At 71.9% G+C, this 23,439-nt stretch carries 18 protein-coding genes; 5 read left to right on the top strand and 13 right to left on the bottom strand.

From position 1 onward, the window contains the following. Window positions 1-5 precede the first annotated feature (5 nt). The 4 genes from ACFWVC_RS06620 to ACFWVC_RS06605 all read right to left on the bottom strand — a co-directional run bounded on the left by ACFWVC_RS06620 (window position 6) and on the right by ACFWVC_RS06605 (window position 6,852). Window positions 6-1,634: an ABC transporter substrate-binding protein gene (locus ACFWVC_RS06620; protein WP_384279216.1), complete on the bottom strand. Its 1,629-nt coding sequence runs from the start codon at window positions 1,632-1,634 to the stop codon at window positions 6-8. A gap of 629 nt (window positions 1,635-2,263) precedes the next feature. Then, on the bottom strand, window positions 2,264-4,159 hold the full coding sequence (gene typA, locus ACFWVC_RS06615) for a translational GTPase TypA (RefSeq protein WP_384279209.1): 1,896 nt from the start codon (window positions 4,157-4,159) through the stop codon (window positions 2,264-2,266). Between the two features lie 145 nt (window positions 4,160-4,304). Next, the gene (locus tag ACFWVC_RS06610; protein ID WP_384279201.1) at window positions 4,305-4,973 is read right to left on the bottom strand and encodes a hypothetical protein; all 669 of its coding nucleotides are present in this window, start codon (window positions 4,971-4,973) and stop codon (window positions 4,305-4,307) included. A 142-nt stretch (window positions 4,974-5,115) separates the two neighbouring features. Continuing rightward, a complete protein-coding gene (locus tag ACFWVC_RS06605) occupies window positions 5,116-6,852 on the bottom strand; it encodes an ABC transporter family substrate-binding protein (RefSeq protein ID WP_384279194.1) in 1,737 nt (578 codons plus the stop codon). A 280-nt stretch (window positions 6,853-7,132) separates the two neighbouring features. Between ACFWVC_RS06605 and ACFWVC_RS06600 the strand changes: the two genes are divergently transcribed. The 4 genes from ACFWVC_RS06600 to ACFWVC_RS06585 are packed head-to-tail and all read left to right on the top strand — an operon-like array spanning window position 7,133 to window position 10,968. Continuing rightward, the gene (locus ACFWVC_RS06600; protein WP_319658792.1) at window positions 7,133-7,426 is read left to right on the top strand and encodes a hypothetical protein; all 294 of its coding nucleotides are present in this window, start codon (window positions 7,133-7,135) and stop codon (window positions 7,424-7,426) included. Window positions 7,427-7,436: 10 nt separating this feature from the next. Continuing rightward, window positions 7,437-8,288, top strand: a complete 852-nt coding sequence (locus ACFWVC_RS06595) for a hypothetical protein (protein ID WP_384279183.1) — start codon at window positions 7,437-7,439, stop codon at window positions 8,286-8,288. Continuing rightward, window positions 8,288-10,201, top strand: coding sequence for a fumarate reductase/succinate dehydrogenase flavoprotein subunit (locus ACFWVC_RS06590; protein ID WP_384279177.1), 1,914 nt, complete (start codon window positions 8,288-8,290; stop codon window positions 10,199-10,201). Before ACFWVC_RS06595 ends, ACFWVC_RS06590 begins: the two co-directional genes overlap by 1 nt. Beyond that, the gene (locus ACFWVC_RS06585; RefSeq protein ID WP_384279170.1) at window positions 10,198-10,968 is read left to right on the top strand and encodes a succinate dehydrogenase/fumarate reductase iron-sulfur subunit; all 771 of its coding nucleotides are present in this window, start codon (window positions 10,198-10,200) and stop codon (window positions 10,966-10,968) included. The genes ACFWVC_RS06590 and ACFWVC_RS06585 overlap by 4 nt, the downstream gene beginning before the upstream one ends. A 31-nt stretch (window positions 10,969-10,999) precedes the next feature. Here the strand turns inward: ACFWVC_RS06585 and ACFWVC_RS06580 are convergent, their stop codons facing one another. The 6 genes from ACFWVC_RS06580 to ACFWVC_RS06555 all read right to left on the bottom strand — a co-directional run bounded on the left by ACFWVC_RS06580 (window position 11,000) and on the right by ACFWVC_RS06555 (window position 18,499). After that, a complete protein-coding gene (locus ACFWVC_RS06580; protein ID WP_384279166.1) occupies window positions 11,000-13,618 on the bottom strand; it encodes a SpoIIE family protein phosphatase in 2,619 nt (872 codons plus the stop codon). Between the two features lie 146 nt (window positions 13,619-13,764). Then, window positions 13,765-16,395 (bottom strand): SpoIIE family protein phosphatase, encoded by a 2,631-nt coding sequence (locus ACFWVC_RS06575; RefSeq protein WP_384279161.1) that lies wholly within the window; start codon window positions 16,393-16,395, stop codon window positions 13,765-13,767. 187 nt (window positions 16,396-16,582) lie between these two features. Continuing rightward, window positions 16,583-16,987, bottom strand: a complete 405-nt coding sequence (locus tag ACFWVC_RS06570) for a (deoxy)nucleoside triphosphate pyrophosphohydrolase (RefSeq protein ID WP_384279153.1) — start codon at window positions 16,985-16,987, stop codon at window positions 16,583-16,585. 10 nt (window positions 16,988-16,997) lie between these two features. Then, the gene (locus ACFWVC_RS06565; RefSeq protein WP_384279148.1) at window positions 16,998-17,168 is read right to left on the bottom strand and encodes an SPOR domain-containing protein; all 171 of its coding nucleotides are present in this window, start codon (window positions 17,166-17,168) and stop codon (window positions 16,998-17,000) included. After that, entirely contained in the window at window positions 17,165-17,602 is a 438-nt protein-coding gene (locus ACFWVC_RS06560; RefSeq protein WP_384279142.1) for an RpiB/LacA/LacB family sugar-phosphate isomerase, read from the bottom strand. The genes ACFWVC_RS06565 and ACFWVC_RS06560 overlap by 4 nt, the downstream gene beginning before the upstream one ends. 189 nt (window positions 17,603-17,791) lie before the next feature. Beyond that, window positions 17,792-18,499 carry an SDR family oxidoreductase gene (locus ACFWVC_RS06555; protein WP_384279137.1) on the bottom strand — a complete coding sequence of 236 codons (708 nt, stop codon included), beginning with the start codon at window positions 18,497-18,499 and terminating at the stop codon, window positions 17,792-17,794. Between the two features lie 146 nt (window positions 18,500-18,645). Between ACFWVC_RS06555 and ACFWVC_RS06550 the strand changes: the two genes are divergently transcribed. Next, window positions 18,646-19,485 (top strand): helix-turn-helix transcriptional regulator, encoded by an 840-nt coding sequence (locus ACFWVC_RS06550; protein ID WP_384279130.1) that lies wholly within the window; start codon window positions 18,646-18,648, stop codon window positions 19,483-19,485. Between the two features lie 568 nt (window positions 19,486-20,053). Here the strand turns inward: ACFWVC_RS06550 and ACFWVC_RS06545 are convergent. The 3 genes from ACFWVC_RS06545 to ACFWVC_RS06535 form a co-directional block, all read right to left on the bottom strand. Continuing rightward, a complete protein-coding gene (locus ACFWVC_RS06545) occupies window positions 20,054-20,809 on the bottom strand; it encodes a GntR family transcriptional regulator (RefSeq protein ID WP_384279126.1) in 756 nt (251 codons plus the stop codon). A gap of 90 nt (window positions 20,810-20,899) precedes the next feature. Then, the gene (locus tag ACFWVC_RS06540; protein ID WP_384279121.1) at window positions 20,900-22,186 is read right to left on the bottom strand and encodes a M14 family zinc carboxypeptidase; all 1,287 of its coding nucleotides are present in this window, start codon (window positions 22,184-22,186) and stop codon (window positions 20,900-20,902) included. A gap of 145 nt (window positions 22,187-22,331) precedes the next feature. Continuing rightward, on the bottom strand, window positions 22,332-23,300 hold the full coding sequence (locus ACFWVC_RS06535) for an LPXTG cell wall anchor domain-containing protein (protein WP_384279116.1): 969 nt from the start codon (window positions 23,298-23,300) through the stop codon (window positions 22,332-22,334). Between the last annotated feature and the right edge of the window lie 139 nt (window positions 23,301-23,439).

The following is a 23,439-nucleotide window of genomic DNA, read 5'->3' as shown; positions in this document are numbered from 1 at the left end:
AGTGGTTACTTCTTGACCTGTACGCCGGTGAGGATCGGGTCACCGTTCTGGGCGTACTTGACGCCCGTCACGTTCTCCGAGTAGCCGGCGTTGACCTTGTAGTACCAGAGCGGGATGGCGGGCATGAGCTCGACCATCTTCTTCTCGGCTTCCTGGTACTTCGCGACGGAGTCGTCGAGGGTGGGGGCGGTGTCCGCCTCCTCGATCAGCTTGTCGAGCGCCTTGTTGGAGAAGCCCGACTGGTTGCCACCCGACGTGGTGCCGTACAGGTCACGGATGAAGTTCGCGTTCACCGGGTAGTCGAGCACCCAGCCGCTGCGGTAGATCGACTTGACCTCGTGGGCCGTGCGGGCGTCCAGGTCGCTCTGGAAGTCGGCCTTGGAGTCGCCGACGCACTTGATGCCCGTGGCGTTGGTGATGCTGTTGCAGACAGCCTCGACCCAGTCCTTGTGACCGCCGTCCGCGTTGTACTGGATGGAGATCGAGTTGCCCGGGACGCCGCCACCCTCCTTGATGAGCTCCTTGGCCTTCGCCGGGTCGTACTTGAACACGTCGCCGCCGACGTTGTCCTGGTAGCCCAGCACGCCCTTGGCGACGAAGCCGGTGGCGGGCTCACGGGTGCCCTGGAGCACGGTCTTGGTGATGGTGTCGCGGTCGATCGCCATCGACAGACCCTGGATGACCTTGGGGTCGACGTTCTTCCACTGCTTGGAGTAGAAGGCCGGGACGATGGACTGGATGGCCGAGTACGGCTGGTCCACGGCGCGGTCGCCGAGGTCGTCACGGTAGACCGGGAGGTCCTTGGGGGCGATCTGACGCAGGACGTCGACGTTGCCCGACTTCAGGTCCTCGTAGGCGGCCTCGAGGGTGGTGTAGTTCTTGAACGTCACACCACCGTTCTTCGCCTTGTTCTCGCCCTTGTAGGCGTCGAACCGCTTGACCACGATGCTCTTCTTGTGGTCCCAGCTGACGAACTGGTACGGGCCGTTGCCGACCGGCTTCTCGCCGGCGGCCTTCGGGTCCTTGAAGAAGGAGTCGGGCAGCGGCGAGAACGCCGTGTAGCCGAGCTTGTACACGTAGTACGGGATCGGCGTGGTCAGCTCGATGGTGAAGGTCTTGTCGTCGACGACCTTCAGACCGGACATCTCGTCGGACTTCGGGTCACCCTTCTCCGGGTGAACGTCCTCGTAGCCCTTGATGTCGGCGAACCACGACGAGTTGAGCTGGTCGTTCTTGACGTTGGCGCCCCAGTTCCACGCCTTGACGTAGGACTCCGCGGTCACCGGGGTGCCGTCGTGGAAGGTCCAGCCGTCCTTCAGGGTGACCGTGAAGGTCTTGTTGTCCTTGGTGTCGACCGACTTGGCGTTCGACATGATGATCTTGCCCTGGGGGTCGTAGTCGACCAGCTGCGAGAACAGCGAGTCCACAACGATGCCGCCGTTGCTCTCCTGGGTGTTGGAAGGCACCAGAGCGTTCTGCGGCTCACCCACCTCGACGGAGAACTTGCCGTTGGGGTTGAAGCCGCCGTCGGCGTCGTTACTTCCCTTGTCGCCGCCGCCACCACCGCAAGCGGTAGCAGCCATAGCAACGATGATCGCACCTGCGACCCAGGTGGCGCTCTTGGCACCGCGCATGGGTTTGCCTCCTCAGGAGTCACTGTCCGTACGTGAAAGGCGCCGGACCCCACTGACACCCCTGACAGTGGACTACGGCTGCCTGTGCTCGTGAGTCGGCGCTCCCCATAAGCGCTTGGACCCATTGACCCGAGCTCAACGGCTCCAACTATCGGTCACGTTGGGCCTACGAACCACACACTTACGATCTCGTTTTGGTCACAACCGGTCCAAAACAGTTTCGCAATTCGGACATTTGGATTGTAGACAGACACCGACGAAACGGACTTGTAACACAAGTAACGGTGAACACTGTCCGGTATTCGGACGTCGGCTGATGAAAAACACTTGCCGCGAACCGCGTGGATTCCACGCGAATGTACGGGGCTGACGGACCGCCACGGAACGTGCTGTCGCGGCCGCGCCATTGGCGTAACCGCGACACTCCGCCGCGGCCACGAGGCCCGGTATGCCGGGTGGTTGCGGCGGTGACATCGGTCACAACGGCCGCCCGTGGAAGGCGCCGGGCGTGGCCCGGCTCACAGGTGCGCCGGCCCGCCGCGCGCCGTCATGGCACGGGTCACACAAAGGGCACCGGCCCCGGCCGCCCGTGGGAACGGGCAACCGGGGCCGGTGTCCGGGGCCTTGCGTCAGCGCTTGGCGCGGGAGGCGGTACGACCGCGCTCCTTCTGGTCCAGGACGACCTTGCGGATGCGGACCGTCTCCGGGGTCACCTCGACGCACTCGTCGTCGCGGCAGAACTCCAGGGACTGCTCCAGGGAGAGCTTGCGCGGCGGGACGATCGCCTCGAAGGAGTCGGCGGAGGAGGAGCGCATGTTGGTGAGCTTCTTCTCCTTGGTGATGTTGACGTCCATGTCGTCGGCGCGGGAGTTCTCGCCGACGATCATGCCCTCGTACACCTCGGTGCCCGGCTCGGTGAAGAGCACACCGCGCTCCTGGAGGTTCGTCATCGCGAAGGCGGTGACGGCACCGGCACGGTCGGCGACCAGGGAGCCGTTGTTACGGGTCACCAGCGGGCCGAACCACGGCTCGTGGCCCTCGTGGATCGAGTGGGCGATACCCGTGCCGCGCGTTCCGGTCAGGAACTCGGTACGGAAGCCGATCAGACCGCGGGAGGGGACGATGAACTCCATGCGGACCCAGCCCGAGCCGTGGTTGGACATGTTGTCCATCCGGCCCTTGCGGGTGCCCATGAGCTGCGTCACGGCGCCCATGTGCTCCTCGGGCACGTCGATGGTGATGCGCTCGACCGGCTCGTGGACCTTGCCCTCGACCTCGCGGGTGACCACCTGCGGCTTGCCGACGGTCAGCTCGAAGCCCTCCCGGCGCATGGTCTCGACGAGGATGGCCAGCGCCAGCTCACCGCGGCCCTGCACCTCCCAGGTGTCGGGGCGCTCGGTCGGCAGGACCCGGAGGCTGACGTTACCGATCAGCTCGCGCTCCAGACGGTCCTTGACCAGACGGGCGGTGACCTTGCGGTCCTTGACCGCCGACTTGTCGGCACCCTTGCCGCCGGGGCCGCGGCCGACCAGCGGGGAGGTGTTGGCACCGATGGTCATGGAGATCGCCGGCTCGTCCACCGTGATCAGCGGCAGCGCGATCGGGTTCTCCGGGTCGGCCAGCGTCTCGCCGATGGTGATGTCGGCGATACCGGCGACGGCGCAGATGTCGCCCGGGCCGGCCTTCTCGGCGGGCTTGCGGGTGAGCGCCTCGGTCATCATCAGCTCGGTGATGCGGACGTTGGCGATCGAACCGTCACGCTTGATCCACGCGACCGTCTGGCCCTTCTTGAGCTCGCCCTGCTCGACACGGAGCAGCGCGATGCGGCCCAGGAAGTTGTCGGCGTCGAGGTTGGTGACGTGCGCCTGCAGCGGCGCGGCCTCGTCGTACGCCGGGGCCGGCACGTGCGCGAGCAGCGTGGAGAAGAACGGCTCCAGGCTGTCGCTGTCGGCCGGGACGGTGCCGTTCTCCGGCTTGGTCAGCGAGGCCACGCCGTCACGCGCGCAGGCGTAGACGATCGGGAACTCGATCTGCTCCTCGTCCGCGTCCAGGTCCAGGAACAGGTCGTACGTCTCGTTGACGACCTCGTCGATCCGGGAGTCCGGGCGGTCGGTCTTGTTGATGCAGAGGATGACCGGCAGCTTCGCGGCCAGCGCCTTGCGCAGCACGAAGCGGGTCTGCGGCAGCGGGCCCTCGGAGGCGTCCACCAGCAGCACGACCGCGTCGACCATCGACAGGCCGCGCTCGACCTCGCCACCGAAGTCGGCGTGGCCGGGGGTGTCGATGATGTTGATCGTGATGGGGTCGCCGCCACCCTTGGGGTGGTACTTCACGGCCGTGTTCTTCGCGAGAATGGTGATGCCCTTCTCGCGCTCCAGGTCGTTGGAGTCCATCATCCGGTCGTCCAGATGCTGGTGCGCGGCGAAGGCTCCGGCCTGCTTGAGCATGGCGTCCACCAGCGTCGTCTTGCCGTGGTCGACGTGGGCGACGATGGCGACATTACGAATGTCGTTGCGCGTGGGCATACTGGGGCGCTTCTCCCGGGTAGGTAGGTGGGGCGGCGTGCCCTCGTCGGCACACCAGCCCGCCGGGCGAGTCAAGCCACGGCCTCACCCCATGGTACGGGGCCCGGACGGTAACGACCGCCCGGGCATGATCGGCCGCCCGCGCTCAGGGCCGGGCGGCCGCCGCATCCGGTCCGCAGGACAGCCGGGCCGCCTCGCGGGCCAGGGCCCGCGAGGCCGGACTCCCGCTGCCGCCGCCGATGTGCCTCTCGCAGTCGAGGAGGCCCTCGCCCTGGATCGTCCAGCTCTCGGCGTGCCCGGTGGTGGTCGTCCCACCGGGACAGGTGTAGCGGAAGTCCGCCTCCACGGCCCGCACATCCGCCCACCGCACGAAACGGCCCGCACCCGCCGGAGTCGTGACGCCGTCGAAGCCCTCGGGCCTGCGGCCCGCCTCGGTGAACGCGAGGTTCCCGGGCTCGTCGTCCGGCCCGGCCTCGCCGATCCGCAGGGCCAGCGAGAACAGCACGTCACGCGAGGAGAGCGCCGGGCCCACGGCGGTGACCAAGGTCACGGGCCTGGACAGGCGCCGCATCGGGTGGTGCAGCGTGCCGCCGCCCTTCCCCTTCGTCTCCGGCGCGGTCAGGCCGGTGAGCCGTCGCGGCCGCTCGATGTTGAACCATGTGTACCGGCCGTCCTCACAGGCCCGCTCTGCCGTCGCCACCTTCACCGGCTGCGGGGGCGCGGTCCGCGCCCCCGTCGCCGGTTCCGTCGCGGTGCACGCACCCGTGGCCGCGATGGCCGCGATCACCGCGCAGCCCGCTGTCCAACGCCTCATGGCGTCCCCCCGTTTTCATGATGTCCCCGTGGTGTGGTGCGGTCGCGACGATCGTTCCCCGCGGTGCCGGGGCGCTCCCGTCATTTGAGGAACATCTGAGACCGGTTCCGTTCTCCCCTCCCCGCCCCCGGGGTGCGGGCCCCTACTTCTTGAAGCCGATGTCCTGGAAGCGCGGGGTCGCGAAGCCGAAGGCGCCCGCGTTGAGGACCGAGGAGCGCAGGGCGATCAGTTCGGGCCGCTGGAAGAGGGGGAGGGAGCCGGCGACGGCCCAGATGCGGGCGTCGGCGCGGGCCGCGAGGTCCCGGGCGGTGTCCGGGTCGAGCTCGCCGGAGGCCTGGTCGAGAAGCTGGTCGATCTGGTCGGTGCCGACCCGGGGGAAGTTCTGTGCGACGACCAGGCTCCCGTCCGGGCCGGCCTCGGGCTTGGCGTAGATGGGCCGGGTGTCGGTGGCCGGGAAGGCCGTGCCGGGCCAGGAGTACAGCGCCAGGTCGAAGTCGCCGGCGGCCAGGTGGTCGCGCAGGAAGCTCTCGTCGGAGACCTTCTGGATCTCGGTGCGGACGCCGATCCCGGAGAGCATGGCGGCGATGCGGCCGCCGACCGCGTCCAGGGCCTTGTTGGACTCCGGCAGCACGAAGCGCAGCGTGAGCGCCTTGCCGTCCTTGCGCAGCACGGTGGTGGAGGGTTCGACGACCGTGACCCGGACCTTGTGCTCGGGCGCCGCCACGTTGCGCCGGGCCGGACCTGCGGGGGCCAGGGCGGTGCGGCGCCAGCCCGCGTCGGCGAGCATGGCCTGGGCCGCCTTGGGGTCGGACTCGCCGAGGGCGGAACTGTGGTCCGCGTACCCGGCCTGGGAGGCGAGCAGCAGGTGGTTGCCGAGCGGTTCGTCGGGCAGGCCGACCGGCTTGAGCACCGAGCGCGCGATCTCCTGGCGGTCGATCGCGCGGGCCACGGCGCGTCGGACCCGCTCGTCGGCCAGCGGGCCGTCGGCGCCGTTGAGGGCGAGCTGCGTATAAGAGGCCGAGCGCGTCCGGTACACGGACACATGCTTGATCTTCGGGGTGCGGTCCACCTTGGCCATGTCCAGCGTGCCGTCGGCCAGGCCCGCGGCCCGCAGGTGCGCCGGCACGGCGGTCAGCACCAGCTTGTCCAGTCGCGCCCGGTCGCCCCACCAGCGGGGGTTGCGGACCAGGGTGACGTCCTTGCCGGTGACCTTCCGCACCGCGAACGGGCCCCCGGCCACCGGCAGCGCGCGGCGGGCGGAGTCGTTGAACGCCGCGGCGGTGCCGGTGACGGACTTGGGGTAGAGCGGGGTGAAGAGCGACTGCCAGTCGGCGAAGCGACGGGAGAAGGTGACCCGCACCTCGCCGGGGTCCTTGCCCTGCGCGACCGAGGCGATGCGGTCGTAGCCGGCGTTGCGGGCGGCCCAGTAGGCCTCGTCCTTGCCGCGCAGCGCCTTCCACTGGGCGGCGAAGTCGGCGGTGGACACCGCCCGGCCGTCGCTCCAGACCGCCTTCGGGTTGAGCTTGTACGACACGACCTGGCGCGGCTCGCGCTCCACGACCTCCGCGGACTCCAGCAGGTCGGCGTCCCGCTGCGGCCGTCCGCTGCCGTCCAGCCGGAAGGTCGCCGGGAGCACCGCCGCGGCCACCATGTCGGTGGTGTCGTCGGCCGGGGCCGAGAAGGCGTTGAGCGTGGCGGGCGCGGCGTCGACGGCCCAGTGCAGAGTGCCTCCGTCGCGCACCGCGCTGCGCGGCGCCGAGGCGAGGTCGGTCCCGGCGAGCGGGTCCTCACGGCCGGCGGAGCAACCGGCGAGCGTCGCCAGCGCGAGGGTCAGCGCGGTGGCGAGCGCGGGAGGGGAGAGGGGGGCGCTGCGGGCCATCGTTGCGTACCTCCGCGACCGGGACCATGACCATGACCATCTGGCGATATTTGCGGCTTATCGCACCTCACTGAAAGCGATCATCACGCCCCCTCGTGTTCGACACGACGCACGCCTCCCGGCTCCCACCCGCCCGGCCCAACGGGGCGCGCGGCGCCGGGCGTACGCCCCCCATGAGTGGGAGAATCACGGCAGATCTCTTCCCAAGCGCGACTGTGACGCGCAACACTCGGCAGGCGCTAGCGCCGTGCACCGCACCGTGGCGGAGGTGAGGACAGTCATGTCCCTGCAGGACGATCTGACATCGGTACAGCGTCGGCTGGACGAGCTCGGAAGGGCCGTCTCCCGGCTCGAGCAGCAGGTCGGCGACAGTCTTGACATGCGGCGCGTGCGCGCCGACACCAAGCACCTGAGCGACGACCTCGCGCTGCTGCGCGACAGCGTCAGCACCACGCACACGGGGCAGAAGCCGCGCCCGGAGATGGTGACCATCCCCGACACGCCGTACGACCCCTCATTCTGGTCCGGCGCGGAGGACGAAGGGCTGGGGGCGCCGGACCGCCGAGCGCCCTAGGGAGCCACCTTTGGCCACAGACACCGGAACCGAACCCGGAACCGAACCGCCTCCACCCGCTCCACCCGCGCGCCACGGCGTCCTGTCCGCCGGGCGCGCCGCCATTCCCGCCCGCCACCTGCGCACCGACCGTTGGTGGCTGCAACCGCTGCTGACCGCGCTGGGCCTGACCGCGTTCGTCGTCTACTCGACGTGGCGCGCCTTCGCGAACGCGCACTACTACGCGGAGCCGTACGTCTCGCCGTTCTACTCCCCCTGTCTGGGGTCGAACTGCGTGGACATGCCGCTGGGCGCCCGCTGGCCGATCTTCGGCGACTGGTGGGGCCTGTCCCCGGCGCTGCTCGTCCTGATCTTCCCGCTGGGCTTCCGGCTGACCTGCTACTACTACCGCAAGGCGTACTACCGGGGCTTCTGGGCCTCGCCGCCGGCCTGCGCGGTGGCCGAGCCGCACGCGGGGTACAGCGGTGAGACCCGCTTCCCGCTGATCCTGCAGAACATCCACCGGTACTTCTTCTACTTCGCGATCCCGGTGGCCGCGATCCTCAGCTACGACGTCGTCCTCGCCTTCCGGGACGGGCGCGGCGCGTGGGGGCACATGGGCCTCGGCACCCTGGTGCTGCTGGTGAACATCGCCCTGATCTGGGCGTACACCTTCTCCTGCCACTCCTGCCGGCACATCGTCGGCGGACGGCTGAAGCACTTCTCGCGGCATCCGGTGCGATATCGCGCGTGGACCTGGGTGGGGCGGCTCAACCGCCACCACATGGGGCTGGCCTGGGCCTCGCTGATCAGCGTGGCGGTGTCCGACTTCTACGTCTATCTGGTCGCCAGTGGGGCGTTCGACGATCCGAGGTTCTTCTGATGACGCAAGTCGAACGGCACGCCTACGACGTCGTCGTGGTCGGCGCGGGCGGGGCCGGGCTGCGCGCCGCCATCGAGGCGCGCGAGCAGGGCATGCGCACCGCCGTGATCTGCAAGTCGCTCTTCGGCAAGGCGCACACCGTCATGGCCGAGGGCGGCATCGCGGCGAGCATGGCCAACGTCAATCCGCACGACAACTGGCAGGTGCACTTCCGCGACACCATGCGCGGGGGCAAGTTCCTCAACCAGTGGCGGATGGCGGAGCTGCACGCCCGCGAGGCGCCCGACCGGGTGTGGGAACTGGAGACCTGGGGTGCGCTCTTCGACCGCACCAAGGACGGGAAGATCTCGCAGCGCAACTTCGGCGGCCACGAGTACCCGCGGCTGGCACACGTCGGCGACCGTACCGGCCTGGAGCTGATCCGCACCCTCCAGCAGAAGATCGTCTCGCTGCAGCAGGAGGACCAGGCCGAGTACGGCGACCCCGAGGCCCGGCTGAAGGTCTTCCAGGAGTGCACGGTCACCCGGGTGCTCAAGGACGGCGACCGTGTGTCGGGGATCTTCGGCTACGTGCGGGAGTCCGGGCGCTTCTTCGTGGTCGAGTCGCCGGCCGTGGTGCTGGCCACCGGCGGCATCGGCAAGTCCTTCAAGGTGACGTCGAACTCCTGGGAGTACACCGGCGACGGGCACGCGCTGGCGCTGCTGGCCGGGGCGCCGCTGATCAACATGGAGTTCGTGCAGTTCCACCCCACGGGGATGGTCTGGCCGCCCTCGGTGAAGGGCATCCTCGTCACCGAGTCGGTGCGCGGCGACGGCGGGGTGCTGCGCAACTCCGACGGCAAGCGGTTCATGTTCGACTACATCCCGGACGTCTTCAAGGAGAAGTACGCGCAGAGCGAGGAGGAGGGCGACCGCTGGTACGAGGACCCGGACAACAACCGGCGCCCGCCCGAGCTGCTGCCCCGCGACGAGGTGGCCCGCGCGATCAACTCCGAGGTCAAGGCGGGCCGCGGCACCCCGCACGGCGGTGTGTTCCTGGATGTCTCCACGCGGCTGCCCGCCGAGGTCATCCGGCGCAAACTGCCCTCCATGCACCACCAGTTCAAGGAGCTGGCGGATGTCGACATCACCGCCGAGGCGATGGAGGTCGGCCCCACCTGCCACTACGTGATGGGCGGCGTGGACGTGGCGCCGGACACGGCGGCAGCCACCGGGGTGCCGGGCCTCTTCGCGGCCGGTGAGGTCGCGGGTGGCATGCACGGCTCCAACCGGCTCGGCGGCAACTCCCTGTCCGACCTGCTGGTCTTCGGCCGGCGCGCGGGCCTGCACGCGAGCGAGTACGCGTCCGGGCTCGGCGGGGCCCGCCCCGCGGTGGCGGAGTGGCAGATCGACGCCGCCGCGGCGGAGGCGCTGCGCCCGTTCAGCGCGGAGGCCGAGACGGTCGCGGACGAGGTCGCGGAGAACCCGTACTCCCTCCACCAGGAACTGCAGCAGACGATGAACGACCTGGTCGGCATCATCCGCAAGCAGAACGAGATGGAGGAGGCGCTGACCCGGCTGGCGGCCCTGCGGGTGCGGGCCCGGCGGGCCGGGGTCGAGGGGCACCGGCAGTTCAACCCCGGCTGGCACCTGGCGATCGACCTGCGCAACATGCTGCTGGTCAGCGAGTGCGTGGCGCGGGCGGCGCTGGAGCGCACGGAGTCTCGCGGCGGGCACACCCGGGACGACTACCCGGAGATGGACCGGCGCTGGCGCAAGCTCAACCTGGTGTGCCGGCTCTCCGATCCGGCGAACGCCTTCGGCGAGGTCTCCGTCGACCGGCGCGAGTCGGTCCCGATCCGCGACGACCTGCTCGCGCTGTTCGAGAAGGACGAACTGCTGAAGTACCTGACGGACGAGGAGCTGGACCGGTGAGCACATACTCGGGGCACTTCAGGGTGTGGCGCGGTGACGCCGACGGCGGTGAGCTCAGGGACTACGAGGTCGAGGTGCACGACGGCGAGGTCGTCCTCGACATCATCCACCGCCTCCAGGCCACCCAGGCCGGCGACCTGGCGGTGCGGTGGAACTGCAAGGCGGGCAAGTGCGGTTCGTGCAGCGCGGAGGTCAACGGCCGGCCGCGGCTGATGTGCATGACCCGTATGTCGGTCTTCAGTCGCGAGGAGACCGTCACGGTCACCCCGATGCGCACCTTCCCGGTCGTGCGGGACCTGGTGACGGATGTGTCCTTCAACTACGAGAAGGCGCGCGAGATCCCCTCCTTCGTCCCGCCCAAGGGGGTCGCGCCGGGCGAGTACCGGATGTTCCAGGAGGACGTGGAGCGCTCACAGGAGTTCCGCAAGTGCATCGAGTGCTTCCTGTGCCAGAACACCTGCCACGTCGTCCGTGACCACGAGGAGAACAAGAAGGCCTTCGCGGGCCCGCGCTTCCTGATGCGTGTGGCCGAACTCGACATGCACCCGCTGGACGCGGCCGAGGAGGCCGGTCTGGACCGCAAGCGGTCCGCCCAGGAGGAGCACGGGCTCGGCTACTGCAACATCACCAAGTGCTGTACCGAGGTGTGCCCCGAGCACATCAAGATCACCGACAACGCGCTCATCCCGCTCAAGGAGCGCGCGGTGGACCGCAAGTACGACCCGCTGGTCTGGCTGGGCGACAAGATCCGCCGCCGCAGCAGCTGACCGGCCGGGTCCGCGTTCACCGGGGCGCTGCTCAGAACAGGCTGAGCAGCGCCTCGATCGTGTCCTCCCCCGAGGTGCCGCCGCCGTCGGTGGGCAGCGCGAGTTCGAACCAGACCGTCTTGCCGCGGTGCGTGCGGCGTGAGCCCCAGCGCGTGCTGAGCAGCGAGACCAGTTGCAGGCCCCGGCCGCCCTCGTCGGTGGCGCGGGCGCGCCGGCGGCGGGGCTGCACGAGGGCGTCGTCCCAGACCTCGCAGACCAGGGTGCGGTCGCGCAGCAGGCGCAGCCGGATGTCGCCGTGGCCGTGCCGCAGGGCGTTGGTGACCAGTTCGCTGACGAGCAGTTCGGTGGTGTCCACCAGGGCCGCCAGATCCCAGGACAGCAGGCAGTCGCGGGCCAGTTCGCGGGCTCTGGCGACCGAGCGGGGGGTCGGCTCCAGCGTCCAGTCGCCGACCGAGTCGGCGGGCAGGCCGTGCACGCGGGCCATCAGCAGGGCGATGTCGTCCTCGCCGTGGGCGGTGTCGAGCCGGGCCAGTATGTGGTCGCAGACGTCCTCCAGCGGGCGCTGGGGGTCGTCGAGCGCCATGCGGAAGGCTCGTAGGCCCTCGTCCAGGGGGTGGCTGCGGGACTCGACCAGGCCGTCGGTGTACAGGGCCAGCAGCGCGCCGTCGGGGAGGTCGACCTCGACTTCCTCGAAGGGTTCGCCGCCGACGCCGAGCGGCATGCCGGTGGGTACCTCCAGCATCATCGCCGGCTCGCCGGGCTCGACCAGGACGGGCGGCAGATGGCCGGCGTTGGCGATGGTGACGCGGCGGGTGATGGCGTCGTAGACGGCGTAGACGCAGGTGGCGAGGTAGACCTCGGACAGGTCGGAGGAGTCCGCCTCCTTGCCGTGCCGGCTGGTGCGGCCCTCGCCGCTGCCGCCGAGGCCGCGGGCGACCTCGTCCAGGGCGGTCAGGACGTCGGCGGGCTCGATGTCGAGCAGCGCCAGGGTGCGCACCGCGGTGCGCAGTTCGCCCATGGCGACGGCGGCGCGCAGGCCGCGGCCCATGACGTCGCCGACGACGAGCGCGGTGCGGTGGCCGGGCAGCTCGATGACGTCGAACCAGTCGCCGCCGACCTCGGTCTCCATGTTGCCCGGCAGATAGCGGCAGGCGATGTCGAGGCCCGCGGCCTCGGGGTTGCCGGGGGGCAGCAGGCTGCGCTGGAGGATCAGGGCGCGTTCGTGCTCGCGGCGGTACAGCCGCGCGTTGTCGATGAAGATGGCGGCGCGGGCGGCCAGTTCCTCGGCGATCATGCGGTCGCGCTCGGAGAACGGCTCGCTGCCCTTGGCGCGGGCGAACTGCACCAGGCCGAGCACGGTGTCACGGGCGACGACCGGCACCGCCAGGGTCGACTGGACGAGTCCGCCGCCCAGCTCGCCGAGCTCCACCTCGGAGTCGCCGCCGTCGCCGGCTATGACCTGGGTCTGAGCGGTGCGCAGGGCGCCCGCCCAGGGGGAGTTGAACGGATAGCGGTGCACGGCTCCCACCGAGACCGGGCTGCTGCCGTGCTCCCCGCCCAGCCGGGTCACCGGGGCGTCGGAGACGGCGCTGGCGAAGGCCACCCGGCGGACCTCGCCGCTGCCGTCGGCGGTGCCGACCGGGCCCTCCTCGCCCACCAGGAGGGCCTGGTAGAGGTCGACCGAGGCCAGGTCGCAGAAGTGCGGCACGGCGACGTCGAGCAGTTCGCGGGCGGTGGTCTCCAGGTCCAGGGAGCTGCCGATGCGCCGGCCGGCCTCGTTGAGCAGCGCGAGATTGCGGCGGGTGTGCGCGGCCTCCCGCTCGGCGCGCTGGCGCCCGGTCACGTCCTGGGCGAGTCCGGCGACGCCGATGGGCCGCCCGCTGCCGCTGTGCAGCCGGTACAGCGAGATGGCCCAGCGCCGGCGGCTGCTCGCCCCGCCGGCCGCGGGGACCGTGCCGACGATCGTCATGTCCAGCACCGGGTCGCCGCTGTCCAGCACCTGCTTGAGCGCGGCGGTCAGCCGGTCGGCCTCGACGCGGGAGAGGAAGTCGTGCGGGCTGCGGCCGTGGTGGCCGCCCGGCGTGCGGCCGAAGACGCTGGCGAAGCGCTCGTTGACGCGCAGCAGCCGCAGGTTGGTGTCGAAGAGGATGAAGCCCATCGGCGACTGGCCGAACACCGCCTGGGAGGAGGCGAGATCGGTCTCGATCTGGCGCAGCACCCGCATGTCGACGGCGATGCACAGCGCCCCGCGGCCGTTCGTCTCGCCGCGGGAGGGCATGACGTAGACCTCGGCGAGGCCCTCCTGGCCGGCCTTGTCGCGGTAGGGGACGACGCCGGTCCACTCGCGGCCGTCGAGGATCTCCGCGACGCGCTCGTGCGCGCGCTCCCGGAGGTCCTCGGGTACGAAGGCGCGGATCGGGTCCTTGCCGAGGGCATCGGCGGCGGGCACCCCGAAGAACTCCTCGGCGCGCTCGCTCCACTGATCGATCCGCCCGTCGGGGCCGAGGGAGAAGGACGCGACCCGGATGTAGTCGTAGATCGACCCGGGCGGGCTCGACTGCCAGGCGCTATGCGGCAGGGCCTCAGGGTTCCGGGGCCCAACGGCCCCCGATGGCTCATCGCTCACGCCCGACCCCTCCAGCTCACACATACGGACCGGCTGGTGCCGAGTATTCAGCATTACCCCCGTTCCGCACATGCTCTTGTCGATCACAGCATCATCTCAAGGCGTACCGATCCCACCGGTGCCCCACTTGAACTACCCTGCTCCAGCGCGCCGAACCGTGCGAGAGGCGGTCACGCCGGTACGGGCAGCGCGAGTTCGAACCAGACGGTCTTCCCCAGCGGCCCGTGACGCGTCCCCCAGCGCCGGGAGGCGCGGGCCACGAGCTGGAGTCCCCGGCCGCCCTCGTCCTCCGCGCCGGCGGACCGTTCGCGTGGCGGATCGGGCAGCGGGTCGGAGACCTCGACCAGCAGCGAGGTGCCCCGCACCATGCGGACGCCGATCGGCCCGTGGGCGTAGCGCAGGGAGTTGGTGACCAGTTCGCTGACGAGCAGCGCGGTCACGTCGGTCAGCTCCCGCAGCTCCCACCGCGTCAGGGTGTCCCGCACGAGCCGCCGGGCCTGGCGGACCGCGCTCGGCTCGGCGGCGAAGGTCCAGGCGGCCGTGCTGCCCTCGGGCAGGCCGCCGAGGCGGGCCACCAGCAGGGCCACGTCGTCGGGTTCGCGGCCGTGCGCGAGGGTGGCCAGCAGGTCGTCGCAGGTGGCCTCCAGGGAGTGCGGAGGGCGCCGGGCGAGCACCGCGCGGAGCCGGTCCAGGCCGACGTCGATGTCCTCGTCGCGGGCCTCGATCAGGCCGTCGGTGTAGAGCACCAGCACGGCCTGGTCGGGGACGTCGAATTCCACCGACTCGAACTCCACCCCGCCGACGCCGAGCGGCACCCCGGCCGGGGTGTCCGTCAGCCGCGCCTCGTACGCCCGGCCGGCGCCGTCCGCGCCGCTGACACCGCTGACGCCACTGCCGCCGTGGCTCCCGCCGGTTCCCGGGACGACCAGGACCGGCGGCGGATGCCCGGCACGCGCGACGGTCAGCCGCCGTGTGGAGGGGTCGTAGACGGCGTAGACGCACGTCGCCGTCCAGCCCTCGGCCGTGTCCCCCGCCAGGTCGTCCCCGAGGTCGTCGACCCGCCGCAGCAGTTCCTCGGGCGCCATCTCCATCGCCGCCAGGGTGCGCACCGCCGTGCGCAGCCGCCCCATGGTCGCCGCGGCCCGCAGCCCGTGCCCGATGACGTCCCCGACGACCAGCGCCACCCGGCCGCCCGCGAGCGGGATCACGTCGAACCAGTCGCCGCCCGCGGCGGCGCCCGAACTGCCCGGCACATAGCGGAAGGCCAGCTCCACGCCGGGGGGTTCGGGGACGCTCTGCGGCAGCAGGCTGCGCTGGAGCATCAGCGCGCCCTCGCGCTCGCGGATGTAGAGGCGGGCGTTGTCCAGGGCGGCGGCGGAGCGGTCGGCGAGCTCCATCGCCAGCGCGAGGTCCTCGGCGTCGAAGGGCTCGCGCCCGCCGGCCCGGCTGACCACCAGCAGGCCCAGCACGATGCCGCGGGCCCGCAGCGGGGCCACGATCAGGGAGTGGATGCCGAGGTCGACCGCGGCCTGCACCTTGGGGTCGCCGGGGTAGGTGGTGATCGTCTCGCGCAGTTCCCGCGGGCTCTGCACCAGGGCGGGCCTGCCGGTGTGCAGCACGGCGCCGAAGATCGACGCCCGGTCGACCTGGATGACCTTGCCGAGGCCGAGCATCCGGTCGACGAGCGGCCCCTCCTTGATCGCCCCGATGCCCAGCTGGCGCATCTGGGTGGCGTCCCCGTACGGGGCGCCGGGCAGCTCGCCGCCGTCCGGCACGTTGGCGTGCAGGATGACCCCGCTGTAGTCGCTGAACCGGGGCACCAGGGTCTGCGCCAGCTGCTCGGCGATCCGCCGCACGTCCAGCAGGTCCGCCAGCCGCGAGCCGACGTCGTTGAGCAGCGCCAGCCGGCGCCGGGCGCGCTCGATCTTCGCCGCGGAGTGCTGGCGTTCGGTGACGTCCATGACGGTGCAGCTGATGCCGAGCACCCGGCCCGCCCGGTCCTCCAGGCGGTGGTAGGAGACCGACCGCCATCCGGAGGCCGGCCCCGGGATCACGACGTCGATGACCGCCCGCCCGGTGGCCAGCACATGCCGCTGCAGCGTGGCCAGTTCCTCGGCGGCGTCCTTGTGCACGACCTCCTCGACCCGGCGGCCCAGCGTCTGCTCGCGGGGGACGCCGTTCATCCGGGTCAGGGCGTCGTTGATGCGGATGTAGCGCAGGTCGGTGTCGAAGATGGCGACGCCGAGCGGGGAGGAGTCGAAGAGCGGGTCCAGGGCCGCGAGGTCGTGCTCCAGGGTGCGGATGCGGCTGCTCTCGGCGACCGAGGCGAGCACGAAATGGCGGCCGTCGCCGTCGACCAGCATCGAGGCCCTGGCCTCCACCTGGACGCGGTGGCCGTCGCGATGGCGCAGCCACAGGACGCCGTCCCAGCTCCCCGAGCGCAGCAGCTCCTCCAGGATGCGTTCCGCCGGGCCCGGGGCCGGAACGGCGGCGAGCCGGCGGGCGCCCCGGGCGGGCGGCGGTGCGCCGGTCGCCAGGAGGGTGCCGACCCGGCGCCCCACGATGTGCTCGCCCGCCCAGCCGAGCATCTCCTCCGCGAGCGGGCTCCACAGCAGGACCCGCCCGGAGGTGTCGAGCATGATCACGGCCAGCCGCAGTGTGTCCAGGAGGCTGCCCGCGGTGGTGGGGGCGGGTGGCGGCTGCGGCCCCGCGAGTCCGCGCGCACGCGGCGCCCCGGCCCCGGGCCGCGCAGGTTCCTGCGTGCCCTCCCTGTCCTGCGTGGAGTCGTCGCTCCCTGTCATGGGTGGGGGCCCCAGACGATTGCGAGGTGTCCGGCGGATGCCCGCCGGAGCGTCATGGGCGCATCAATCAGCCCATACCCGATATTCCGGGTCGCGTATCGCGGGGCGGTGGCCGGCGCGGGTACGACGGGGAAGGCGGGCGCGACGCGGACCGCGGGGACGACAGCGGTGACAGGACGGCGGCGCATCAGTGCCCGGACGCCCGCGCCGCCGCCCAGGCCACGGCCGGCCGGTCCTGGTCCAGCCAGTCGACCTCGTCGACGCGGTCGGGGGCGAGCCAGCGCAGCTCGTCGTGGTCCTGCAGCGGCCGGGGCTCCCCGGTGAGGATGCGCGCCGTCCAGACCTGGAGGACGTACCCCGGTTTCAGCGGCCACTCGCCCGGGACGCGTTCCAGCGGTTCCGCCTCGATGCCCAGCTCCTCGCGCAGCTCCCGCACCAGCGCGTCCCGCGCGGTCTCGCCGGGTTCGGTCTTGCCGCCGGGCAGCTCCCAGCGGCCGGCCAGCTCCGGCGGGGCGGTGCGCCGGGCGGCGAGCAGCCTGCCGTCGTCGAGCAGGGCGGCACCGACCACCACCGTCACGTCGCGCGTCGTCATGCGCGGAACCTTACGACGCGCGGCGGTCGATGCGCTCGATCAGGTAGAGCTGCTTGTGCCCGCGGGCGTCGAGCGTGTCCGCGACGCGCTCGGCCTCCTGGCGGGTGGCGTAGCGGCCGACGCGGTAGCGGTTGCCGTTGTCGTCCTGACGTATGACGACCCACACCAGCTCGCCGCTCATCGGATCTCCTCCAGGTGCGCGACGTTGGCGCGGTCGTCGTCCTCGGCGCTGGGACCGCCCGCGAACCAGGCGTCGAGGATCTCCCGGAGCAGCGGTCCGCTGGTCAGCCGCAGGCTGAGCGCGAGGGTGTTGGCGTCGTTCCATGTGCGGGCGCCGTCGGCGGAGTACGCGTCGACGCACAGGGCGGCGCGGACGCCCGGCACCTTGTTGGCGGCGATGGAGGCTCCCGTACCGGTCCAGCAGCAGACCACGGCCTGGTCGGCGCGGCCCTCGGCGACGTCCCGGGCGGCGCTCTCGGCGCTCCAGGCCCAGTCCTCGCGGTCACCGGCGCGGAGTGCGCCGTGCGGGAGGACGGTGTGGCCGCGGCCGCGCAGTTCGTCGACGAGCAGCCGCGCCACAGGCTCGTCCATGTCCGAGGAAACGGCGATGCGCATATGCCGGAGCCTACGCCTCAACGTGACGCGTCGGACACGTTCGGACGGTATTCGACTCGATCGGGCCATGTTCGATTGGGAGTTGACTCAGATGGGCCTCTCGTTCGCGCCCTCCGGACTCCCCCGCGCGCCCCGGCGGCGCCTCCGGCCGCCCCCAAACGCCGCCGGGATGTGCGATCTGATGACTCGTCACCACGGCAGTACGCCGTTGCGGTCGAAGTAGCCGCCGGTCGGGCCGTCGGAGGCGACCGTCGCCATGCGGACGATGATCTCCGCGCCCTCTTCGACCGTCTGGAAGCCGGTGTTGCCGTTCAGATCGGTCTTGGTGAAACCGGGCTCCACCGCGTTGACCCGGAAGTCCGGGAGGGCCTTCGCGTACTGCACGGTGATCATGTTGACCGCCAGTTTGGACGCCGGGTAGTCCAGGCCTGGGAACAGGTACGCCGGCTGGTCCGCGTCGGAGACGTGGTGCAGCGACGCCAGTCCGCTGCTGACGTTGACGATGACCGGGGCCGCGGACCCGCGCAGCAGCGGCAGGAAGGCGTGGGTGACCCGCACGACGCCGAAGACGTTGGTCTCGAAGGTCTGCCGCATCGCGTCGGCGGTGGTCTCGACGGTGGGCACCACGCTGTTGTCCGCCCGGCGCACCTCGATGCCGGCGTTGTTGATCAGCACGTCCAGCCCGCCGTCGGCCTCGACCGTCCGCGCGGCGGCCGCCACCGAGGCGTCGTCGGTGACGTCGAGGACGACAAAGCGCGCGCCCAGCCGCTCGGCGGCCTCCCGGCCGCGCCCGGCGTCCCGCGCGCCGATCCAGACGGTGTGGCCCTCGGCGATCAGACGGCGGGCGGTCTCGTACCCGAGGCCCTTGTTGGCGCCGGTGATGAGAGTGGTCGGCATGGTGTCGCTCCTGTGTCGGGGGGGGTCGGTAGGCAGATGACGGATGCCTCCAGCGTGCGGCGGGGCGCGCCGCGCAGACAGTCGTCCCGCGTTCCTGGGACTCGCGGTACCAGGGCGATACCGCGCCCGGGGAGCACACTGGGGGCATGGCGACAGCGGAGTTCGGCAGTGCGGTGCGGCGGTGGCGCGACAAGGTGTCCCCGGAGGCGGCCGGCCTGCCCACGGGCGGCCACCGGCGCGCGGCCGGGCTGCGCCGCGAGGAGCTGGCCCAGCTCGCCGGGATCTCCGTCGACTACGTCACCCGGCTGGAACAGGGCCGGGCCTCGAACCCCTCGGCGCAGGTCGTGGAGGCCATGGCCCGTGCCCTGCGGCTGTCCCCGACCGAGCGCGCCCACCTGTTCGAGCTGGCCGGGCTGGCGCCGCCGGGGCCCGAGACGGTGCCCGCGTACATCGCCCCGAGCGTCCACCGGCTCCTGGACCGTATGGCTGGCACGCCCGTCGCGGTCTACGACGCCTCCTGGACGCTGCTCCAGTACAACCCGCCGTACGCGGCCCTGATGGGCGACCCCTCCGGCTGGCGCGGCAACGAGCGCAACGGCGTCTGGCGGCACTTCCTCGGCCTGAGCAGCCGCGCCCGGCACCCTGTGGAGGGCCTGGAGGCGTTCGAGACGGCGGTGGTCTCCGACCTGCGCGCGGCCGCCGCACGCTATCCGTCCGACCAGCGGCTGCGGCAGCTGATCACGGACCTGCGGGCACGCAGCGACCGCTTCACCGCCCACTGGGACTCCGGGGTGATCGGCCGCCACGAAGCCGCGCACAAGACCATCGACCATCCGGAGGTGGGCCCGGTGCGGCTGGACTGCGATGTGCTCACCGTGGCCGGCAGCGACCTGCGCATCATGATCTACACCGCCGAGCCCGCCACCGAGGACGCCGAACGCCTCGCCCTCCTCACCGTCCTCGGCACCCAGTCCCTGGTGGGCTGACCGCACCGGGCCCCGGGACGGGCGGCATCCCGACCGACGGATCACCGCATGCCCGCCCGGCACCCGGTCCGCGGCGGGCGGACAACCCCGCGCACCCCGATGGCCGCGGCATCGTCCGCGGGTTCGAGCCCGCCGCGCGGATCGCACGCCGCACGGCGTTGCGGGCCCTGAATGGCGCCGCGCCGTCGCCCTCCGCCCCGCAGGGGCGGCAGGACACCTCGCGTCCCTCTGTTCCAGCCGGGTGCGGCAGTCGGCGCTCACTCCCGACGTCCGCCCCCGGGCCGGCAGGCCCACATCGGACGGCTCCAGGCACGAAGGCGCGGCCCGCAGGAAGGCGCCCTGGTCGTACGGCCGTCCGCCGGCGCCACGGACGCGGCGCAAGCCCGGAAACGATCGCGACGCCCCGAGCACACCACCGCACACGGGCACGGGCCCGGACGCCACGCGAACCCTCGCCCGTGCCGGGGCCACGCCCCCGGGGCGCCGGCACCGGGCCGAAGGCCACCTAGCCGTGACGTGCCGTCACCCCTCGGCGGCCGCGCCGCACGCGGCACGCGCTACGCCGGCGTCACTTGACCGGCATGCGGTAGGACGCCCGGTAGCGCTCGGCCGGGACGATGATGTCGGCGGTCTCCACGGGGAGGCCGGAGGCGTAGAACGTGCGGCGGATCTCGATGACGACGTGGCCCGGCACGCCGCCCAGCACCGCGGTCTCCTCCGCGAGGCCGGGGCGGGCGCCGACCTCCTCGGCGACGTTGTCGACGACGACGTCCAGGGCCGCCATGCGCTCGACCACGCCCTGCCCGGCCAGCGGGCCCTCCTCCGGCAGCAGCACGGGCGTGCGTCCGGTGACGGACAGCGGTTCCCACGAGGTGGCGAGCATCATCGGCTCGCCCTCGGCGCGGTAGAGGTAGCGGGTGCGCATCACGCGGTCGCCGGGCTGGATGCCCAGCCGCTCGGCGACCCGCGGGCCGGCCGCGTCCTGGAAGCTGTTCGCCTCCCAGCTGCCCTTGAAGCTCTCGTCCGCCTGCTCCTGACGGAACGGCGACGCCTGGCCGCCGGCCGGCCGGTAGCCGGTACGGACGATCAGCCGCGGGTCGGGGCGCTCGCGGACGTACGTGCCGGAGCCGGAACGGCCCTCCACGAAGCCCTCGGCCATCAGGACCTTGCGGGCCTCCAGCGCGACGGTGTCCGAGACCCCGTACTCGGTGCGGATGCGGGCCTGCGAGGGCAGGCGGGTGTGCGGAGGGAGCGTGCCGTCGAGGATCTTCTGGCGGAGATCCTCGGCGACGCGAAGGTACGCGGGCTGCTCACCGAAAGGCACGTGCCCCTCCCTCGGGTTGACTGTGTGCAACAGCTTGACAACACACCGTTGCCAGTCGCAAGTCTTGCCCATCGGATTACTTCTGTCGCGTCATCCCGGCAACAGCTCGAACGCCGCGAGAACCACCCTGGCGTGCTGTTCCGCCTGATGCCTGACGGGGACCCAGCGCGCCCGGTGCGCGGTCTCGTACGCCCGGCACCAGTCGGCGACCAGCCGCTCCAGGCGCTCGCGCACCGCGGCGGCCGCGGCCTGGGACGGCTCGGCGCCCCGGGCGAGTCGCAGCAGCATGGCCGCGGCGCGCAGCGGCAGGCGCTGGGCGTAGATCTCGACGCTGCTGACCCGGGCCCGGGTCATCGCCGGCAGCGGCGGCGCGGAGGCGGTGCGCAGCGCGGGGTCCCAGTCGGCGGCCAGCTGCGGTCCGACGGCGACGATCTCGCGCGCCGCCCGCAGCAGCGGCCCGCCGTCCGCGGGCAGACAGGGCAGCAGTTCGCCGATGAGCCCGTCGACGTGGTCGCTCGCCCGGCGCAGCGCGACGCCCGCGGCGCGCAGCGCCTCGTCGGCGGCGGGGTGCGGGGAGGTGTCGCCGGCCCGGTCGCAGGCCCACATCGGCACCTCGGCGATCGCGGTGACGCCGCCGTAGCGGTGGGCGTAGGTCCATGTGGAGTTGCTGGCGTCCTCGCGCGGTCCGCCCGGGGGCGGCATCACGTAGACGCCGGGGCCCGGGCTCGGCCAGTGGAAGGCGTCGGAGGAGCCGGCCTCCAGCGGGATGTCGAACTCGGCGGCCGACTTGGCGATCCGTTCGGCCAGCCGGGGGATGGCCCGGGTCACCTGGATGAAGCTGCCGCCGACGTCGATGCCGTGCAGCGAGCACTGCAGCACCGGACGCAGCTCGTCGATGACCGAGATCAGCGCCCGGGTCTCGGGCAGCGCGCCGGCCAGCGAGCCGTCGGCGGGCAGCCATTCGGGCTGTTCGGCGGCGCGCGGCCGGAAGAAGTGCCGGTAGTGGCCGAGCATCGTGAACCCGCCGTCCGGGACGGCCTCGTTGAGCCGCGCGCCGTCCGGGTCGGCGCACAGCAGGAAGTGCCAGGACGCGTCGGCGCCCTCGCGCAGCGCGGGATCGGCGGTCACCCACCGGGCCAGCCGGAGCGCGGTGGCGCCGCCGACCATCTCGTTGGCGTGCGGCCCGGCCACGACCAGCACATTGCGCCGTCCGTGGCCCACCGACAGCAGGAGCAGCGGCTCCCCCGCCCGGGAGGTCCCCACCGTCCGCACCCGGCACAGATCGGGCCTGCGAAGGGTCAGGGCCCTGGCCGCCGCGGCGACCTCGTCCACGGTCGGGTACCGGTCACCGGCGGTGGTCTCCCCCGGGTATGTCATACAGCCCCCCGCTGTGGTCGAACGGTCGCACTGGATTGTTCCAATGCCCGCGAACCCGGGGCTAGTACGCGTAGGCGTGGTCGCCTCGCACCGGCGAAGGGGGTACGGCGCCTGACGCAGCCGTACCCCCTTCCCTGCCGGAGTGTCAGTGGCGACGGGCGGCCTGGCGGCGGCGCGAGGCGAACACGACGGCACCGCCGGCGAGCAGCAGCAGCGCGGCGGCCGCGGAGACCATGCCGACGTTGCCGGAGCCGGTCTCGGCGAGGTCGCCGGAGTCACCGTTCGGGGACTGGGCGGCGTCGACCGCGGCCGGGCTGGAGGCCGACGCGGAGGCGGACTCGGAGGCGGACGCGGACGGCGTCTCGGACGCCGGGGGCGTCTCGGAGGCCGGCGCGGAGGCGGACGGCGTGACCGAGGCGGGCGGCGTGGTGGTCTCGTCGCCGCCGCCGGCCGGGGTGGTCGGCGGGGCGGTGGTCGGCGGCGTGGACGGCACGTTCTGCGTGGAGCAGTCCTTGGTGCCGCCGTTCCACCAGGCGATCTTCTTGTCGCCGATGACCGCGTGGTCCGGGCCCTCGGGCAGCGGGCCGTGCTCGTAGCCGTCGTTGGCGTCCGTGACGCCGTCGTACTTCTTGTTGCCGTAGTACAGATCGACCTGGGCGAAGCAGGTGACGTCCGGGACGGCCACGTCGAGCGTGTCGGTGCCGTTGGTGATGGTCACGGTGTCCCAGTCGTGGAACACCTGCTTGCCGGAGGTCTCGAAGGTCGCGCCGTGCGTGCGGTACGAGGCCAGGGACACGGTGCAGGACGAGGAGCCGTCCGCGACGCGCACCTTGACGTGCACCTTTCCGTCCTCGGCGGGCTTGAGGGTGACGTCGTCGACCTTCACCGACGCGTACCAGTCGTTGCCGTCGAGGGAGAACTCGCAGCGGTCGGTGCTGGTCTTGGTGCCGCCTCCGTGGCCGGGCTTGTAGGTGTGGTGGCCGCCCTTGTCCCAGCCCTTGCCGCCGGGGCAGTCAGCCGCCCAGGCGGAGGTGGCACCGGCCGCGGAGAGGGCGACGGCGGCGGCACTCACACCGAGCAGCCGTCCGATGGTGACGCGTCGCGATATGGACATGCGGGTACCCAATCTTGCGTTGCGTGGCCCGGCGGTAGCGCGAAATGACGGCAGCCGTCCCCGTGTGCGAGCAGGCCGAGGCGTCGCCGGGCGGAGGTCGAGGTGCACACCGGGCACTACGGCCCCAGTGGCACCACGC

This window comes from Streptomyces sp. NPDC058691 (assembly GCF_042714775.1).
GTDB lineage: Bacteria > Actinomycetota > Actinomycetes > Streptomycetales > Streptomycetaceae > Actinacidiphila.
Note: the sequence above shows the minus strand (reverse complement) of the source record. Positions and strands in the feature narration are given on the sequence as shown.

Excerpts from the sequence above, each read along its gene's own strand:
- ACFWVC_RS06540 (WP_384279121.1), bottom strand. The coding sequence starts at position 22,186 with ATGACATACCCGGGGGAGACCACCGCCGGTGACCGGTACCCGACCGTG.
- ACFWVC_RS06555 (WP_384279137.1), bottom strand. The coding sequence starts at position 18,499 with ATGCCGACCACTCTCATCACCGGCGCCAACAAGGGCCTCGGGTACGAG.
- ACFWVC_RS06600 (WP_319658792.1), top strand. The coding sequence starts at position 7,133 with ATGTCCCTGCAGGACGATCTGACATCGGTACAGCGTCGGCTGGACGAG.
- ACFWVC_RS06580 (WP_384279166.1), bottom strand. The coding sequence starts at position 13,618 with ATGTGTGAGCTGGAGGGGTCGGGCGTGAGCGATGAGCCATCGGGGGCC.
- ACFWVC_RS06570 (WP_384279153.1), bottom strand. The coding sequence starts at position 16,987 with ATGACGACGCGCGACGTGACGGTGGTGGTCGGTGCCGCCCTGCTCGAC.
- typA (WP_384279209.1), bottom strand. The coding sequence starts at position 4,159 with ATGCCCACGCGCAACGACATTCGTAATGTCGCCATCGTCGCCCACGTC.
- ACFWVC_RS06560 (WP_384279142.1), bottom strand. The coding sequence starts at position 17,602 with ATGCGCATCGCCGTTTCCTCGGACATGGACGAGCCTGTGGCGCGGCTG.
- ACFWVC_RS06610 (WP_384279201.1), bottom strand. The coding sequence starts at position 4,973 with ATGAGGCGTTGGACAGCGGGCTGCGCGGTGATCGCGGCCATCGCGGCC.
- ACFWVC_RS06575 (WP_384279161.1), bottom strand. The coding sequence starts at position 16,395 with ATGACAGGGAGCGACGACTCCACGCAGGACAGGGAGGGCACGCAGGAA.
- ACFWVC_RS06605 (WP_384279194.1), bottom strand. The coding sequence starts at position 6,852 with ATGGCCCGCAGCGCCCCCCTCTCCCCTCCCGCGCTCGCCACCGCGCTG.
- ACFWVC_RS06535 (WP_384279116.1), bottom strand. The coding sequence starts at position 23,300 with ATGTCCATATCGCGACGCGTCACCATCGGACGGCTGCTCGGTGTGAGT.
- ACFWVC_RS06620 (WP_384279216.1), bottom strand. The coding sequence starts at position 1,634 with ATGCGCGGTGCCAAGAGCGCCACCTGGGTCGCAGGTGCGATCATCGTT.
- ACFWVC_RS06550 (WP_384279130.1), top strand. The coding sequence starts at position 18,646 with ATGGCGACAGCGGAGTTCGGCAGTGCGGTGCGGCGGTGGCGCGACAAG.
- ACFWVC_RS06565 (WP_384279148.1), bottom strand. The coding sequence starts at position 17,168 with ATGAGCGGCGAGCTGGTGTGGGTCGTCATACGTCAGGACGACAACGGC.
- ACFWVC_RS06590 (WP_384279177.1), top strand. The coding sequence starts at position 8,288 with ATGACGCAAGTCGAACGGCACGCCTACGACGTCGTCGTGGTCGGCGCG.